At 32.6% G+C, this 16,265-nt stretch carries 12 protein-coding genes; 8 read left to right on the top strand and 4 right to left on the bottom strand.

Annotated elements, in window-relative coordinates:
• Positions 1-69 precede the first annotated feature (69 nt).
• Positions 70-1,029, top strand: a complete 960-nt coding sequence (locus tag B0A68_RS16010) for an MBL fold metallo-hydrolase (protein ID WP_035686688.1) — start codon at positions 70-72, stop codon at positions 1,027-1,029.
• A 116-nt stretch (positions 1,030-1,145) separates the two neighbouring features.
• On the opposite strand, the gene B0A68_RS16005 is transcribed toward B0A68_RS16010, so the two are convergent.
• Positions 1,146-1,685, bottom strand: a complete 540-nt coding sequence (locus B0A68_RS16005; RefSeq protein WP_035686690.1) for a 3-hydroxyanthranilate 3,4-dioxygenase — start codon at positions 1,683-1,685, stop codon at positions 1,146-1,148.
• Between the two features lie 118 nt (positions 1,686-1,803).
• On the bottom strand, positions 1,804-2,898 hold the full coding sequence (locus B0A68_RS16000; RefSeq protein ID WP_035686691.1) for an endonuclease/exonuclease/phosphatase family protein: 1,095 nt from the start codon (positions 2,896-2,898) through the stop codon (positions 1,804-1,806).
• A 134-nt stretch (positions 2,899-3,032) separates the two neighbouring features.
• On the opposite strand from B0A68_RS16000, the gene B0A68_RS15995 reads away from it, so the two are divergent.
• The 7 genes from B0A68_RS15995 (at position 3,033) to B0A68_RS15965 (ending at position 12,105) form a co-directional block, all read left to right on the top strand.
• Complete coding sequence (locus tag B0A68_RS15995) at positions 3,033-4,109, top strand: serine hydrolase domain-containing protein (protein WP_035686692.1); 1,077 nt, start codon at positions 3,033-3,035, stop codon at positions 4,107-4,109.
• A gap of 153 nt (positions 4,110-4,262) precedes the next feature.
• Positions 4,263-5,162 (top strand): S66 peptidase family protein, encoded by a 900-nt coding sequence (locus tag B0A68_RS15990; protein WP_035686693.1) that lies wholly within the window; start codon positions 4,263-4,265, stop codon positions 5,160-5,162.
• A 134-nt stretch (positions 5,163-5,296) separates the two neighbouring features.
• Positions 5,297-5,668: a YraN family protein gene (locus tag B0A68_RS15985; RefSeq protein WP_035686695.1), complete on the top strand. Its 372-nt coding sequence runs from the start codon at positions 5,297-5,299 to the stop codon at positions 5,666-5,668.
• A gap of 116 nt (positions 5,669-5,784) precedes the next feature.
• The gene (locus tag B0A68_RS15980) at positions 5,785-6,441 is read left to right on the top strand and encodes a hypothetical protein (RefSeq protein ID WP_008466087.1); all 657 of its coding nucleotides are present in this window, start codon (positions 5,785-5,787) and stop codon (positions 6,439-6,441) included.
• A gap of 675 nt (positions 6,442-7,116) precedes the next feature.
• Entirely contained in the window at positions 7,117-9,297 is a 2,181-nt protein-coding gene (locus tag B0A68_RS15975) for a glycoside hydrolase family 97 protein (protein ID WP_051892712.1), read from the top strand.
• 190 nt (positions 9,298-9,487) lie between these two features.
• On the top strand, positions 9,488-10,813 hold the full coding sequence (locus tag B0A68_RS15970; protein WP_165571349.1) for an IPT/TIG domain-containing protein: 1,326 nt from the start codon (positions 9,488-9,490) through the stop codon (positions 10,811-10,813).
• Positions 10,814-11,055: 242 nt separating this feature from the next.
• Positions 11,056-12,105 carry a hypothetical protein gene (locus B0A68_RS15965; protein ID WP_035686703.1) on the top strand — a complete coding sequence of 350 codons (1,050 nt, stop codon included), beginning with the start codon at positions 11,056-11,058 and terminating at the stop codon, positions 12,103-12,105.
• Positions 12,106-12,109: 4 nt separating this feature from the next.
• On the opposite strand, the gene mfd is transcribed toward B0A68_RS15965, so the two are convergent.
• Together mfd and B0A68_RS15955 are read right to left on the bottom strand one after the other, a co-directional pair.
• Positions 12,110-15,478, bottom strand: a complete 3,369-nt coding sequence (gene mfd / locus B0A68_RS15960) for a transcription-repair coupling factor (protein WP_035686707.1) — start codon at positions 15,476-15,478, stop codon at positions 12,110-12,112.
• On the bottom strand, positions 15,471-16,073 hold the full coding sequence (locus B0A68_RS15955; RefSeq protein ID WP_035686710.1) for a hypothetical protein: 603 nt from the start codon (positions 16,071-16,073) through the stop codon (positions 15,471-15,473). Before B0A68_RS15955 ends, mfd begins: the two co-directional genes overlap by 8 nt.
• Positions 16,074-16,265 lie beyond the last annotated feature (192 nt).

Genomic DNA, 16,265 nt, shown 5'->3' with positions numbered 1-16,265 from the left:
AATTTCAGAAAAGTGTCATAATTTATTCCAATTAATTGATGAAATTTGCAACAACATAATTACTATAATATGAAAATTTTCAATCGTTTCTTTATCAGCTTGCTTCTAATTTCATTCACAGCATTTTCTCAAAAAGAACAAAAAGCTGCTTTTCAAGTTATCCCATTAGGAGTTAAAGGCGGTATTGACGAAAAGAATCTTTCTGCATATTTAATTGCACCAGCAAATACAAAAGATTATATCTGTCTTGATGCCGGAACTATAAACGCTGGAATCGAAAAAGCAATTGAAAATAAGATTTTTAAAGTTTCGACCAGCGAGGTTTTAAGAAAATACATAAAAGGATATTTAATTTCACATGCGCATTTGGATCACGTTTCTGGATTAATTATTAATTCTCCGGCTGATTCTTCTAAAACTATTTACGCTACAGAAAAATGTATGGAAATGATGGAAAATCATTATTTTAATGATGAGACTTGGGCTAATTTTGGTGACAAAGGTCCAGGAAAACCATTAAAAAGATATCATTTTCAAACTTTAAATATTGGAGAAGAAACACCAATTACGAATACCAAAATGACTGTAAAAGCATTTCCGCTAAGTCATGTAAATCCGTTTGAAAGCACTGCTTTTTTAATTAAAAATGGAAATGATTATGCTTTATATTTAGGAGATACTGGTCCAGATGCGGTAGAAAAAAACAATAAACTAAAAGAGTTATGGAAAGCTATTGCGCCTTTGGTACAAAATAAACAATTGAAAGGTATTTTTATTGAAGTTTCTTTCCCAAACGAACAGTCGGATCAGTTTTTATTCGGTCATTTGACTCCCAATTATTTAATAAAAGAACTACATGTTTTGGAAGAAATGGCAGGAAAAAATTCTCTGAAAAACTTCAAAATCATTATCACACATTTAAAACCGCCTTCAAATAATATTATTAAAATTAAAGAGCAGTTAAAAAATCAAAATGATTTAGGATTGAAGATTATTTATCCAGAACAAGGGAAAAAGTTTGAGTTGTAATTTTTTTTAGGCCACAGATTAAACAGATTATTAAATTACAAAATCAATCTAAATTATATTATAAACCCGACAGGTTTTAAAAACCTGTCGGGTTTAATATTCTCGAGATAAATAAATTATTTCTTAGCCGTAAACCTCGGATCAGTTTCCATAACAGTTCCACATTTATCACAAGTTCTTAATTCTTCTGAATTGTAAAAATGCTCAAAATGGGGAAGAAAATCTTTCTCAATATTATGAAGTTCAAAAAACACTTCGTAAAGTTTATGATTACAGTTATCACAATGCCAAAGCAATCCATCTGTGTAGCCTTTTCCTGCGCGTTTACGCTCAATAACTAATCCGATTGAACCTTCTGAACGAACAGGAGAATGTGGGATTTTTGCTGGATGCAGATACATATCACCCGCATTTAAAACCATTTCCTTTCGCTCTCCATCTTCCTGAATTACCACTTTTATACTACCTTCTAACTGATAAAAAAGTTCTTCGGTTTCATTGTAATGATAATCTTTTCGCGCATTTGGTCCTGCTACAATCATTACAATATAATCACCAGAATCTACGTAAAGATTTTTATTTCCAACTGGCGGTTTTAGTAGGTGACGGTTCTCTTCGATCCATTGTGTAAGGTTGAAAGGTTTTGCTATTGCCATTTTTTGAGATGCTAAATTTCTAAGTAGCTAAGTTAATGAAATTGCAGAAATCGACAGCCGTTCATTTTTCATTTTCTAAAACTTCATTTCTATAATAGCGTTATTGTGTAGACCTGCATTAAAGAAACTCTTTAATCAAATACAAATAAACTGGAAAATGATCGCTAAAACCTACTTCTGTTAGAGTGTGCCGTAATGGATAACCTTTGTACTGTCCAGAATTCTGAATGAGAAATGGCTTATTGAAAATTCCGGCTTTCCATAGTTTAAAAGAAGAAAAATCAGGTTTTATAAATGATTCCGTTATAATAATCTGATCAAAAATATCCCAGGAATCCCGAAATGCAATTGTTCCCATTCCTTTATTTTTCATTTCTTCAAACGGATTATATAAACCAAATTCTGCGATTTCAGATTTTTTTGCTTTGGCGCCTAAAGCAATCTTTATGCTTTTATTAAACGGACCATCATTAAAATCTCCCATTGTAATAATTTTAGCATTAGGATTTATTTGCTGCAGCGAATCGATAATCTTTCTGTTTAATAAACCGGCGGCTTCACGAAACGGACTGCTGGCTTTTTCTCCTCCTGAACGTGAAGGCCAGTGGTTGATGATAATGCTTATTTCTTCATTTTCTAAAAAACCCGTAATCAAAAGCTGATCTCTCGTAAATACCCGATTATTTTCTGGCTGAACTTCAATTTCATCATCAACTACTGTGTTTTTTTCTTCCTTGAGAGCTGTCTTCTTTTTATAAATAAGCAGTGGAATATTCGAAAAAGATGTGGGCTTAAAATATTTCTTCTGATACAGCAAAGCAACATCTATTCCTCGTTTGTCCGGAGAATCAAAATGAATTATTCCATAGTCGTACGGAATCAATTTAGGTTCTTTTATCAAATCTTCTAAAACACCTCGATTTTCTATTTCAGAACCACCAATAAGAGTTGGTGCATTTGGGTTTTCAGGCATTCCTATTTCAGAAATTACTTTTGCGAGGTTTTTTAATTTCTGTTGATATTTTTCAGTAGTCCAATGCTGCGCTCCGTTTGGAGTCCATTCATCATCATTAGTAAAAGCGTCGTCGATAGTATCAAAAAGATTTTCTAAATTATAAAAAGCAACCGTATGTATGTTATATTTTTTTGCTTGTGCAAAAAGAGATGAAAATGATAATAGAAAAGAGAAACTGAACCTGAAAATTGAACGCATAATCAAACATATTAAAAACACAATTTACAAAAGTAACAATTTGTAAGATTTTTGTGTATATTTATTTCAAACTTATATCTTTGTTTGTCTACAAAAGTCATGTAACTTGCTTACAAAATTTGGCCTTATTCAAAATGAAAAAAATTCTGGTATTTATCTTCCTTATCTGTAGTTCAAAAATATTTTATGCACAAAAAAATAGTGTATTGGCAGAAAATATTAGGGCAGAGTACAAAATTCCCGAACTGGCTTATGCTGTTGTTTCTTCAGATTCTATCTTAGAGATTGAAGTTTTGGGTTATCAGCGTAATAATTCTTCTTTTAAAGCTGGGATTGATGATAAATTTCGCTTAGGATCTTTAACAAAAACGATTACAAGTTACATTGCTGCACTATTGGTTAAGGAGGAAAAAATAAAATGGGACACTAAATTCTTTGATTTATATCCAGAATTAAAAGCAAAAAGTAATCCCAATCATTTTAATCTAACACTAAAAGATTTTTTGACCTTTAGGGCTCATATTCCGACATGGTCTTACGGAAATGAAACTCCAACTCAAAAAGAAATTAAAGGTAACGATCAACAGCAGCGTTATGAATTTATTGCCTGGTTTTTTAAACAAAAATACCTTATCTCTGAAAAGCAGGAAGTATATTTATCTAATCCAAGTTATGTAGCTGCAGGTCTCATGCTGGAGAAAGCAGCAGGAAAAAGTTATGAAACACTGGTAAAAGAATTGGGTGAAAAATTAGGAATCAATTTTGGTTTTGGACAGCCCAATTTAATAGATGAAAACCAGCCGTGGGGACATGATGAAAATTTAAACCCAGAAAAACCAGCCTTAAATTATAAACTAAACTGGCTTTCATCAGCAGGAAATATAAATGTTAGTCTTCCGGATTATTGTAAATTTACACAAATGCAATTAAAAGGTTTATTGGGGAAATCAGAAGTTTTCTCTGCACAAGAATTTGATTTGATGCATAATGGTTTACCCGAATTTTCTTTTGGATGGTATTCTGAAAGCTATAAAGATTCGGGATTAAAGTATTCATTTCACTATGGCAATCCTGGAACTTTTTTAACCAAAGTGTATATTTGTGCCTCAATCAACAAAGCATTTATCATTTTTGCCAATGTACAATCTGAACAAGCAGATAAAGGGATAATGCTCTTTCTTAAAAAACTGCAGACACAATATGGTGGTTAATTTTTACCTAAAACCTTAAAAAAAATTTATAATTTTAAGCAAAAGAATAATATGAACTTAAATATTCAACACGTAAAAAAATATTTTACTTTTTGTAAAATCGTATTTTTTACCTTTGCTTTTCAATCATTCACCTGTCAATCTCAACAAAATATGATAACACCGCCTTATTTACAAAAAGGAGATACAGTTGCTCTTTTAGCAACAGCCAGAAAAAATATTGATGACAACTTAAAACCAACAATAGATTTACTTCACAGCTGGGGTTTAGAAGCTGTCGTAGGAAGTTCAATTGGTCTTGATTATCATCAATTGGCAGGAACGGATGAACAACGCGCTGCCGATTTTCAAAAACAATTAGACAATCCAAATATAAAAGCAATTTGGTGCGTTCGCGGTGGTTACGGCACTGTCAGAATGTTAGATTTACTGGATTTTACCAAATTTAAGCAACATCCAAAATGGGTTATTGGCTTTAGTGATGTTACGGTTTTGCACAACCATTTAAACACAATGGGGTACAAATCTATTCATGGGATAATGCCGGTTACGATTCCGCGTGCTACTCCAGCGGCAATTAATTCAATGAAAGCAGGTTTGTTTGGCGAGCCTCTATCCTATTCGATTCCTGCGCATAATATGAACCGTTTTGGTCAGGGAACAGGAGAATTAGTTGGCGGAAACCTTTCTATACTGTACAGCTTATTAGGTTCTCCATCTGCAATTGACTGCAAAGACAAAATTTTATTCATCGAAGATCTAGACGAATACCTTTATCATATTGATCGTATGATGATGAATCTAAGACGAAACGGCTGTATTGAAAACCTAAAAGGAATTATTATTGGAGGAATGACCAAAATGAAAGACAATGAAATTCCGTGGGGAAAAAATGCATTGGAAATCATTGATGATGTTACCAAAAAATATAATATACCTGTTATTTTTAATTTCCCGGCAGGTCATATTCAAGACAATAGAGCTTTGATTATGGGAAATACTATTTCAATTGAAGTTAATGCTTCCGGAAGTACTGTTGTTTTTCAAAAATAACCAATCCCTGTACTTTCATTATTGAATACATAATACCACAATACATCATTTTTATTTCACAAAGACCCAGAGAATAATACTTTGGGTCTTTGTGTATTTGCATGCATTCTAAATTGACATTAAAAATATATAAAATGGCAGCACATAATGAATTAGGCAAAAAAGGAGAGGAATTAGCAGTAGAATTTTTGGAAAAAGAGGGGTATGAAATTTTAGAACGAAACTGGGTTTATCAGAAAGCCGAGATCGATATTATTGCTAAAAAAAAATCTATTTTAAGTATTATTGAAGTAAAGACCAGATCGAGTTTAGATTTTGGGCTTCCGCAGGATTTTGTAAAGCAGAAAAAAATTCAGCTTCTGATAAAAGCAGTAAATGCCTACATAAACTATAGGGAAAAAGATTTTAATGATGACTGTGAAATTCGTTTTGACATAATTGCAGTACACAAAAACGGCGAATCATTTGCAATTGAACATCTTACCGACGCATTTTATCACTTTTAACATAAATTTCCATTGTTATAATTGTAACAATTTGTTTTTTTATTTATATTTGTAGAGATTTATAACATCACAATGTTAAATTAACAACCAACCGTTACAAAAAAAAAAAAAGAATTATGAAAACTGTTTCTTCTATTGTAGAAAACTACATTAAAACTAAACCATTTTTATTAAATGCATTATCGCTGGGAATTATAAACCTAACTTCACTGTCGCGAAATATCATGACCGAATTAGAAAGTGAATTTGGAAAAGAAGTAAAGCAAGGTGCTGTTGTAATGTCTTTAAAACGACTTACAGAAGAATTAGACTTTAAACTTAACCACAAAATCAATAAAGTAATTAAAAACATAGGTGAGATTACTGTACGTTCTGAACTTACAGATTACACTTTTGCTGCTTCTGAAACTGTTCTAAACAAACAAGCAGATTTAATTTCTGATATTAATGCATTGTCTGATATTTTTTATACCTCATCGCGCGGTGTAAATGAAACTAATATTGTGGTGAGCAGCAGTGTAAATCATTTAGTTGAAAAACACTTTATGAGAGAAAAACTAATTCAGAAATTAGATAATTTGGCTTCAATTACAGTCAAATTACCAAAGGAGAATATTGTTGTTCCCGGGATTTATTACTTTATTTTTCAACGTCTGGCTTGGGAAGGAATAATTATCAATGAAGTAATTTCTACATCAAATGAATTTACAATTCTTGTTGGTGAAGATCAGGTTGATGTTGCTTTTAAAGTAATCAAAGACTTAAAAAACTAAAATTATTTGTTCAGAAGATTTCTGAATCAACTCTATATATCCTCTTATCTTTAATTAAAAAGATAAGAGGATTTTTTTCTTAATCGATAAACTTTTTTCTTGTCGTTATTAATAATAAGAATATTCTCAATAATCAAAATTTTAAAGCTGAATTTATTTTTAAAAAGCGTCATAAAGACACTTTCTTATAAAAAGCGACTTGCCAAGGTTTTTAAGCCAATAATCAAATAATCTAACAAAAAATACGAATTAAGTTTTTTTAGTTATGATTTAGTGAGAATAATATTTTTATATATTTGTTAAGAAGTCAAAAATTCATTCTCTAATTGATCAAAACAATTCGAAAAAAAAAGAAATAAATGACGAAGTAAACATCTTAAATCGACACGCAGCTTTTTCAAGCTTTACAATAAAATTATCTAACCAAAACCATTATAATACCCTTAAATCACTCTTCGGAGTGATTTTTTTGTTTAATTCAATAAGCATCACACATTTTAATTTACAAGTGTTTCTATACAATTCTTTCATATAAATAAAAACGAAAAGAAGTTGAGAAACCAAAGCAGTTATTGGTTCTTTTTTAACCGTTTTTAACCTTCTTTCGATATTTTGAAGGCCTAATTTTATGCGGAACTTTAAAAATGAGTTAGATTTGTAAAAAACTAAATAAACATGAATTTCCAATCCAAAAAAGCATTGCTTAGAATTTCTTTAAGCAAAACAGCTCTTCTGTGCTTTCTTTTTCTTGTCGGTCCTCTATGGCTTAAAGCACAAGAAATAACATCTCCAGACAAAAATTTATTTTTAAAATTCGAATTAAAAGAAGGAGGAATTCCGTCTTATCAATTATCATACAAACAAAAACCAGTTGTTAAACCGAGTACTTTAGGTCTAGAAATTCAAAACGGACCTTCATTTATGAATGGCTTTACAGTTATCAATACAGCACAAAGTTCTGTAGACGATTCCTGGAATCCTGTTTTAGGTGAAGAAAAAACAATTCGCAACCATTACAACGAGTTGGTTGTTACTTTAGCGCAAGCGAAAAATAATAATAGATTTATCAGAATTCGTTTCCGTTTGTTCAACGACGGTTTAGGATTTAGATATGAATTTCCGAAACAAAATGACCTGAGTTATTTTGTCATTAAAGAAGAACGTTCTGAATTTAATCTGGCTGGAAATCATAAAATTTTCTGGATTCCGGGAGATTATGATACCAACGAATACGCGTATACTACTTCGAAAATTTCAGAGATTCCTTCGCTAATGAAAAAAGCAACGATCGAAATTAACTCGCAGTGGCCAATTAAAGAACTTTCGGTACAAACGCCGTCAATGATGAAATCTGATGATGGATTATACATCAATATTCACGAAGCAGGATTAATTAATTATCCGGCAATGTATCTTGAAGTTGATGCTGTAAACAATAAAATGGTAAGCCATTTGGCACCAGATGCTGTTGGCGCAAAAGGTTATATGCAGACCGATGCACAATCGCCTTGGAGAACTATTGTAGTTAGCGATAAAGCAACCGATATTTTGGCTTCAAAATTAATTTTGAATCTAAATGAACCAACAAGTTACAAAGATGTTTCGTGGATTAAACCTGTAAAATACATCGGAATTTGGTGGGAATATTTTGTGGCTGGAAAAAGCACTTGGGCTTTTGGAAAAGAAAATAACGTAAAATTGACGGATGACTTTACCAAACTTACGCCAAACGGAAAACACGGAGCCACAACAGAACGCGCCAAAGAATATATTGATTTTGCCTTTAAAAATGGTTTTGATGCGATTCTTATCGAAGGATGGAACATTGGATGGGAAGACTGGATTGGAAACTGGAAAGAAGATGTTTTTGATTACGTTACTGCTTCCCCAGATTTTGATGTAAAAGCAGTTCATGCTTATGCAGCTTCAAAAGGAGTAAAAATCATCATGCATCACGAAACTTCTGGATCTGCAACCAATTACGAACGACGTTTAGATCGTGCTTTTCAGTTTATGAATGACAATGGTTACGACGCTGTAAAAACAGGTTATGTTGGAAAAATTATTCCGCGTGGCGAACATCATGATGGCCAATGGATGGTAAACCATTATATAAATGTAGCCAAACGTGCGGCCGATTATAAAATTATGATTGACAGTCACGAAGCCGTTCGCCCGACTGGTCTTCACCGAACTTTTCCAAACTGGGTTGCTCAGGAATCTGCTCGCGGAACGGAGTTTGAATCTATGGGAGGTTTAGCACCAGATCATACTACAATTTTGCCTTTTACACGTTTAATGGGAGGACCAATGGATTATACTCCAGGGATTTTTCAAACCGATTTATCTTATTACGGAACAGGAAGTACACAGCGTGTTAATACTACTTTGGTGAAACAATTGGCGTATTATGTTACGATGTACAGTCCGTTGCAAATGGCTGCTGATATTCCGGGGAATTACGAGCGTTTTCCAGATGCTTTTCAGTTCATCAAAGATGTTGCTGTAGATTGGGATAACAGCTATATTCTTGAAGCTGAACCTGGAGACTACATCACAATTGCTCGTAAAGCAAAAGATAAAAATGAATGGTTTATTGGAGGAATTACAGATGAAAACTCCAGAACTGCCAACATTAATTTTGATTATTTACCTGCCGGAAAAAATTTCATAGCGACCATTTATGCGGACGCAAAAGAAGCGAATTGGAATGTAAATCCGCAAAAATATACAGTTACTAAAGTTATTGTAAACTCAAAAAGCAAATTGAAGCAATATTTAGCTCCGGGCGGTGGTGTTGCTATTAGTATTAAAGAAGGAAGTAATTCTGAATTAAAAGGCCTTAAAAAGTTATAATATCATTTTGAATACAATTAAATAAATAAGCTTATTATCAACCAATTAAGCTTGTAATTTTTAAAAAGAATGGCGTATGAGATTTCATGCGCCATTTTTTATTCAGAAAATCACCTAACAATAATACTTTCTGTTTTGATTTCATATGATAATTCCATTCTTTTACGCCTCAAAATTAATCCCAAAAATAATGACAAAAAAATTACTATTTACAATTCTCTTAACTGGAGGATTATTTATTTCATGTTCAAGCGATGATAGCGATAAATCTGAACCAGTTGTTGTTGTACCGGTTGTAACAGAGCCTAAACCTATTACAGTAACATCACTTTCTGCCGATTTTGTGATTAAAGGAGAAAACCTGGAAATTACAGGAACTAATTTTACTAACAAAGATTTTACAACTAAAGTTTTTATTAACGATGTTGAAGTTACTGCTAAAGAAGTAACAGAAACTAAAATAGTTCTTGCTATTGGAGATAATACAAAAGAAGGTATAAATACAGTAAGAATACAGGTAAAAAACATATTAAGCACACGAACTGATTTTTTTGTAGTTGCAAAAGGATGGACAAAATTAAGCGCTTTGGGCGGTTATGACATCCAGAATTCTGATGTATTTGACGACAACAATTTTATATTCTCATTTATTAATACATATGGAGATATAGGTTTTTCAGGCTCTGCAAGAAAATTAACCCCATCTGCTAAAGGTTTTGATTTATTGGGTCTTGGCAACAGTATGGCCAATTATGGCTATTTTAGAATGGCTAATGAGAAAACGGGCGTTTTAACTACTACTTCTCAAGCTTACTATTCTGGAAATGCATTTGAAACCAGTAAAAATTATGAAATTGAGACCTTAAAATTCAGTCCGGCAATAAACGGATTACAAATTGGTTATTTAGACAGTAAAAGCAGTATAGTTAGTTCTACTATCGGCGGTCAGCTTTACACTGCAGATAATGGCGTAACAGTTGTTAAAACAGATCCTCCTGCGTGGTCTTTAAAAGGAACTTATTACAGAGTAGGATTTACTGCATTTGGAAAATCTACTTCTAATGGCAAATTTTATGAATTGGGAATCATGAATGATTACATAAAATACGGCTCAAATAAACAACAAAATGTAATATTAGAATCTCCAACAGGATATAACAACTGGACTGTTATAGATACAATCTCTAAAGCAAAAGTAGGTTTAAGTTCTTATAAATTCCAAAACATTAACAAGGTGCTTGCCGTAAATCCAACGGATAAAACATTGGTAGAATCTACGGATATGTTAAAAACATGGAATGTTATAAAAACAGATGTTACTGCTGTTTTTCTTAGAACAGAAACACAATGGTACATTCAGTCTGGTGATAAAATATTGGTTACAAAAAATTCTGGTGCAACTTGGGAATTAGAATTAGAATTACCCGCAGGATCAGTTGTTAACGATATATCTTTTTCTACAAAGAAAATAATTGTATCAGGAAAAAAAGGTTTACATTACTTAAAACTAGAGTAAATCTAAATTCCTTCTCATAAAAAATGGCTCATGATACCTCTGTATTATGAGCCATTTTATTTATTTACTTTTAAATGAGACTTTCCTTCTTCTAAAAAACTTAGAAAATTACTCTGCCAGCAACTCCCTCAATTCCAAAGTTCTTTTGGTTGGTTTTACATGTAGAAAATCAAAACCCTGAAATATTTTAAACAAAACCCTAAATAGAAATCGTATATTTATGACTCATCTATACTATAAAAATGAAAAGATATCTTATATTGCTTTTGCTGACATTTCAATTCCTGTTTTCACAAGAAATCGTGGTAAAAGGAAATGTCCTTAATTCAGGAAAATTCAATGACCGAGTTGTTTATATAGTCAAAAATGACACCATTAACAAGCAAAAGAAACACAACAATTCTTTATACGCAAATTGGAAAAAAAATACAAAATTTGAAAACCAAAAAGAAGCTTCGTACCAAGAAGTCACTAAAAGCGATCTGATACTTGATCAATTACTTAAAAACAAAAATTATAGAACCTATTCAGATAGCCTTGGTAATTTTGAAATAAAAGCAAAATTATCTGATTCCCTGTTTTTTGAATCCTATTGGCATACAACTGAAAAATACTTGGTTGCTGATTTAGTAAAAAAGAAAAAAATTAATATTAAATTAAAATTAGAACCCTGTGAAGTTTGGCCTTCACATCCAGAAAAACCAACTAAACTGTATGTCTTTATTGGCAAGAAAATTAAAATTTGGGAATCTCCATCAAGTTACTGTAATGTTGGTACTTTAAATTCCAGAGTTTTATCAAAATATTTGGTAGTCGAAAATATCTATGGCGATTTTAAAAAAGACACGATTCAATTTACAACTTATCCAACGCATTCATCTCCAATTCAACAAAATTACAGTCCATTTAAGACTAGTTTTACTGAATACGATTATTGTTTATTATATGTGCTGGAATACAAAGGAGAATTAATTCAAACAGGATATGTTTTTGATGATGTTTATATGACAAAAGAAGGTAAATGGGCATCACCCTTAAAACCAAAAGGATTATACAATACAATCTCTGCTGACCTTTTTAAACCAAAAAAAATAAATTTCATAACTCCAATTGAGTTTGAATTTGAAGATGTTTTTTTTAAACAAATCAAAGAAAATTTCCCTGAAGACTATACTAAAATAAGCGATGGAAAAATCACAGTAGAATATGGCTACTATGTTGAAGATTTGTTTGAAATTAGAAAATCAGGGTTGTTAAAACAATATGATTACTTGATAAATAACAATAAATAATCTCTTATTCCCCTCCCAACATTTCCATCAATTCCAAAGCTCTTTTGGTCGATTTTACATTCTCAAAAGTCAATAAAAGTCGCAAACCATTTGGCGTTTGTTTTTCTTTCATTGTACAAAGATTACTGTGTGTCGTCACAAATTTTATCATCTTCTGAAAACGTTTCGATTGATAATAATCAGATTGCTGATCGGAAACAAAATAACCAATCATTTTGCCTTTTTTCATCACCAGCTTTTCGATTCCTACGGCTGTGGCAATCCATTTGATGCGAATACTGTTCATCAATGCATTGGCACGCGGAGGCATTGGTCCAAAACGGTCAATTAATTTATTTTGGAAAATGACTAATTCAGCTTCATTTTTCACAGAACCCAACTCGTTATATAAACTCAAACGTTCGGTGACATTATTGATATATTCATCAGAAAATAAGAGCTCGAAATCGGTATCGATTTGTAGATCTTTTACGTATTCCTTGGTTTCAATGTCATTCTCTTCCGGATATAAATCTTTGAATTCGTTTTCCTTCAGTTCCTCAATGGCTTCGTTCATGATTTTTTGGTACGTATCAAAACCAATTTCATTGATGAAACCGCTTTGTTCGCCGCCTAATAAATCTCCTGCACCACGAATTTCAAGATCTTTCATAGCAATGTTGAAACCGCTTCCGAGTTCACTGAATTGTTCCAAAGCCTGAATACGTTTTCTGGCGTCTTCGGTCATTGACGAATACGGCGGACAGATGAAATAACAAAATGCTTTCTTATTGCTTCTGCCAACGCGTCCGCGCATTTGGTGCAAATCTGATAATCCAAAATTGTTGGCATTATTGATGAAAATCGTGTTGGCATTTGGAACGTCCAAACCACTTTCGATAATTGTCGTAGCCACCAAAACATCAAAATCTCCGTTCATGAAACCTAACATCAATTCTTCGAGTTTGGCGCCTTCCATTTGTCCGTGACCAATTCCGACTCTTGCATTTGGAACCAAACGCTGAATCATTCCGGCCACTTCTTTTATGTTTTCGATTCTATTATTGATGAAGAAAACCTGTCCATTTCGCTGAATTTCATACGAAATAGCATCACGAATAATTTCTTCATTAAAACCAACCACATTTGTTTCAATAGGATAACGATTTGGCGGAGGCGTTGTAATTACAGATAAATCACGCGCTGCCATTAATGAAAACTGAAGCGTTCTCGGAATTGGCGTTGCTGTTAATGTCAACGTATCAACATTGGCAGCAATCGTTTTAAGTTTATCTTTTACGTTTACGCCAAACTTCTGTTCTTCATCGACAATCAATAAACCAAGATCTTTAAAAACTACATTTTTATTGACCAATTGATGTGTTCCAATGACAATATCGAGTTTTCCTTCGGCTAAATCTTTTAAAGTTTGTGCCTTTTGTTTTGCAGTTCTAAATCGGTTTAAGTAACCAATCGAAACCGGCATATCTTTCAAACGTTCCGAAAAAGTTCTGTAATGCTGGTATGCCAAAATTGTTGTCGGAACCAAAATTGCCACTTGTTTGCTATTATCAACGGCTTTAAAAGCAGCACGAATCGCAACTTCTGTTTTTCCGAAACCTACATCACCACAAACCAAACGATCCATTGGGCGATCGCTTTCCATGTCGGCTTTTACTTCTGCTGTCGATTTGGTTTGATCCGGCGTATCTTCATAAATAAACGAACTTTCTAATTCGTTTTGAAGGTAACTGTCTGGTGCAAATTGAAAACCTTTTTCTAAACGACGTTTTGCATACAATTGAATCAAATTGAAGGCAATATGTTTGACGCGCGCTTTGGTTTTTTGTTTTAAAATTTTCCAGGCGTTCGATCCTAACTTGTATATTTTTGGAGGCGTTCCGTCTTTTCCGTTGTATTTGGAAATTTTATGAAGCGAGTGAATACTCACATACACAATGTCATTATCAGCATAAACCAATTTTATGGCTTCCTGAGTTTTACCTTCGACCTGAATTTTCTGCAATCCGCCAAACTTTCCAATTCCGTGATCGATGTGTGTTACATAATCGCCAACAGAAAGTGCGGTTAATTCTTTAAGCGTAATATTCTGCTTTTTCGAATAGCCGTTTTTGATGTTGAATTTATGATAACGCTCAAAAATCTGATGATCTGTATACGCCGTTATTTGATTTTCTTCGTCAATAAAACCCTGATATAAAGGCAGTACAATGGTGTGATATTGCTTTCTGATATTTTCAGAATTGGCTTCGTCTAAAGTTTCAAAAATATCATGAAAACGTTTTGCCTGCGTTTCATTCGAACAGAATAAATAATTTTTATATCCGTTAAAATGATTGTCACTCAGATTATTCAGCAACAAATCAAATTGTTTGTTGAAAGACGGTTGTGGCTGAATATGAAATTCGAATTTTTTAGTGGTTTTGAAGATTGGTTTTGAAGCCAATTCTACAATCGAAAAATCCAAAGCACGTTTGATAAACGAAGCCTGATTTAAAAATAATTGCTCCGGCTGGGCGTGTTTTATTTCTTTGGACAATTTCTCAAAAGCTTCTTCTGCTCTTGCAAATTGTTTGTCTAACTGACTAAAAAGTCCGTCGGTGTTTTGAATAAAAAGAACTGTTTTTTCAGAAATATAATCTAAGAAACTTTCGCGATTTTCCTGAAATATCTTGTTTTCGACATTCGGAATAATTGTGATTTTTTTATGCGTTTCTACAGAAAGCTGCGTTTCTACATCAAAACTTCTGATGCTGTCAACTTCATTTCCAAAGAACTCGATTCTATACGGATGATCGTTTGAAAAAGAAAAAACATCGACGATTCCTCCACGAACAGAAAATTCCCCCGGTTCCGTAATAAAATCGACTCTTTTAAATTCATATTCAAATAAAACTTCGTTAATAAAATCTATCGAAATTTTATCATTTAAAGCGACTTTTAAAGTGTTTTTATCCAATTGCTGACGTGTAACCACTTTCTCAAAAAGTGCTTCCGGATACGTAACAATTATAGCTGGTTTTTTACGCGAATTTATCCTATTTAAAACCTCAGCGCGAAGCAAAACATTGGCATTATCGGTTTCATCAACCTGATACGGACGGCGAAATGATGCCGGATAGAATAATACATCCTGCTCGCCAATCATTTGTTCTAAATCGTTCAAATAATATGCTGCTTCCTCTTTATTGTCTAAAACAATCAAAAAAGGCAGTTCTGTTTTCTTAAAAACGGAACGGATTATAAATGAAACGGCAGATCCAAGCAATCCGCTGATATTCATTTTTATCTGATTCCCTTCTAGTAAACTTGTTGCAATCTGCTGTGATTTTGGCAGATTATCATATGTAGTATATAAGGCGTTTTTACTCAATTTTTAAATTTTTATCGGCAGGCATTTCGTTCGGAATTGCACGTGTAGTATCTAACATTTTCAAGAAATCAGCTTCTCCTTCTTCCTTTGGAATCTTAGCTTTCTCTACGATTTTATCCATTTGTCTTTCTAAAGAAATCAATTCTTTATTTATATCTCCAACCAAAAAAGTTACTTTCTCGGCTGGGATTTTATTTAAATGAATAAACAAATCCAGCATTTTAATTTTAGTAATCAAAATTGAAATACGGCTCTTGATTTGAGGCTGATTAAATTCAGCCGGAATATTGTTGTTTAAGGCCATTGCCTTTTTTGAAATTGCAGTCGACTTTTTTTGAAAAGCACCAATGGTTTTTCTAGGTTTATCTCCAATTTCCTTTAAGAAATCGCGCCACTCTGTCCAGTTTCTCACATTTTGTTCTGAAACTTCATTGATCGGTTCTTCTATAAATACCCAGCCATTATTAATCTCTTTAAAAATAACTTCCTTTTTTTTAGCTTCTTTCAGGTTTTCGGCAAGACGCTTTTCATCTCCATTTTGACATGAATTCAGTAAAAAGATCAAAAGCAGAAAAAGAGATATTTTATATTTCATTTGTAAAACATTAAGCTGCAAAGTTACAAAGTAAATTTACAATTACGAATTCTGTTTTGGGCTATAAATCATGCAGATTAACATATTTTTTAGATTTTATACCCTCAAAATTTAACCGCAAATAACACAGGGTTTATTATCCTGCGGTAAGTTTATAAAAACTGCTAATTTAAAATATTAGCGTTCTTTACG

The sequence above is a fragment of the Flavobacterium reichenbachii genome, assembly GCF_002217435.1.
Taxonomy (GTDB): Bacteria; Bacteroidota; Bacteroidia; order Flavobacteriales; family Flavobacteriaceae; genus Flavobacterium; species Flavobacterium reichenbachii.
This window is presented reverse-complemented; position numbering and strand designations above follow the sequence as displayed.

Excerpts from the sequence above, each read along its gene's own strand:
- B0A68_RS16010 (WP_035686688.1), top strand. The coding sequence starts at position 70 with ATGAAAATTTTCAATCGTTTCTTTATCAGCTTGCTTCTAATTTCATTC.
- B0A68_RS16005 (WP_035686690.1), bottom strand. The coding sequence starts at position 1,685 with ATGGCAATAGCAAAACCTTTCAACCTTACACAATGGATCGAAGAGAAC.
- B0A68_RS16000 (WP_035686691.1), bottom strand. The coding sequence starts at position 2,898 with ATGCGTTCAATTTTCAGGTTCAGTTTCTCTTTTCTATTATCATTTTCA.
- B0A68_RS15995 (WP_035686692.1), top strand. The coding sequence starts at position 3,033 with ATGAAAAAAATTCTGGTATTTATCTTCCTTATCTGTAGTTCAAAAATA.
- B0A68_RS15990 (WP_035686693.1), top strand. The coding sequence starts at position 4,263 with ATGATAACACCGCCTTATTTACAAAAAGGAGATACAGTTGCTCTTTTA.
- B0A68_RS15985 (WP_035686695.1), top strand. The coding sequence starts at position 5,297 with ATGGCAGCACATAATGAATTAGGCAAAAAAGGAGAGGAATTAGCAGTA.
- B0A68_RS15980 (WP_008466087.1), top strand. The coding sequence starts at position 5,785 with ATGAAAACTGTTTCTTCTATTGTAGAAAACTACATTAAAACTAAACCA.
- B0A68_RS15975 (WP_051892712.1), top strand. The coding sequence starts at position 7,117 with ATGAATTTCCAATCCAAAAAAGCATTGCTTAGAATTTCTTTAAGCAAA.
- B0A68_RS15970 (WP_165571349.1), top strand. The coding sequence starts at position 9,488 with ATGACAAAAAAATTACTATTTACAATTCTCTTAACTGGAGGATTATTT.
- B0A68_RS15965 (WP_035686703.1), top strand. The coding sequence starts at position 11,056 with ATGAAAAGATATCTTATATTGCTTTTGCTGACATTTCAATTCCTGTTT.
- B0A68_RS15955 (WP_035686710.1), bottom strand. The coding sequence starts at position 16,073 with ATGAAATATAAAATATCTCTTTTTCTGCTTTTGATCTTTTTACTGAAT.